Origin of the sequence: Streptococcus mitis (assembly GCF_946190285.1) — a bacterium.
In the GTDB taxonomy this organism is placed as follows: domain Bacteria; phylum Bacillota; class Bacilli; order Lactobacillales; family Streptococcaceae; genus Streptococcus; species Streptococcus mitis_CP.
This window is the reverse complement of the sequence record NZ_CAMHZX010000018.1, coordinates 1-677: the sequence shown is the minus strand read 5'-3', so window position 1 is coordinate 677 and position 677 is coordinate 1. Positions and strand designations below refer to the sequence as shown.

General features: G+C 57.2%; 1 protein-coding gene. It reads left to right on the top strand.

Annotated features, from left to right (window positions below; translation table 11 throughout):
* A partial coding sequence (locus N8L39_RS09235) for a hypothetical protein (RefSeq protein ID WP_261039367.1) occupies window positions 1–677 on the top strand: 677 nt, incomplete at both ends.

Sequence of the window (677 nt, the reverse complement as noted above, 5' to 3'; positions counted from 1 at the left end):
AGCACAAGCGCTGTAGCGTCTACGTCAGCGTCAACAAGTGCCGTAGCCTCTACCTCAGCATCAACAAGTGCCGTAGCGTCTACCTCAGCGTCAACAAGTGCGGTAGCCTCAACGTCAGCGTCGACTAGTGCAGTAGCGTCTACCTCAGCAAGCACAAGTGCCGTAGCGTCTACCTCAGCCAGCACAAGCGCCGTAGCGTCTACCTCAGCAAGTACAAGTGCGGTAGCGTCTACGTCAGCGTCGACTAGTGCAGTAGCCTCTACCTCAGCATCGACTAGTGCAGTAGCGTCTACCTCAGCATCGACTAGCGCCGTGGCATCTACATCAGCCAGCACAAGTGCGGTAGCGTCTACCTCAGCCAGCACCAGCGCCGTAGCGTCTACCTCAGCGTCGACTAGTGCAGTAGCGTCTACCTCAGCGTCGACTAGTGCAGTAGCCTCTACTTCAGCTTCAACAAGCGCCGTAGCGTCTACCTCAGCAAGCACAAGTGCAGTAGCGTCTACGTCAGCTTCAACAAGCGCAGTAGCGTCTACCTCAGCAAGTACTAGCGCTGTAGCGTCTACCTCAGCAAGCACAAGTGCCGTAGCGTCTACCTCAGCCAGCACAAGTGCCGTAGCGTCTACCTCAGCCAGCACAAGCGCCGTAGCGTCTACCTCAGCCTCAACCAGTGCGGTAGC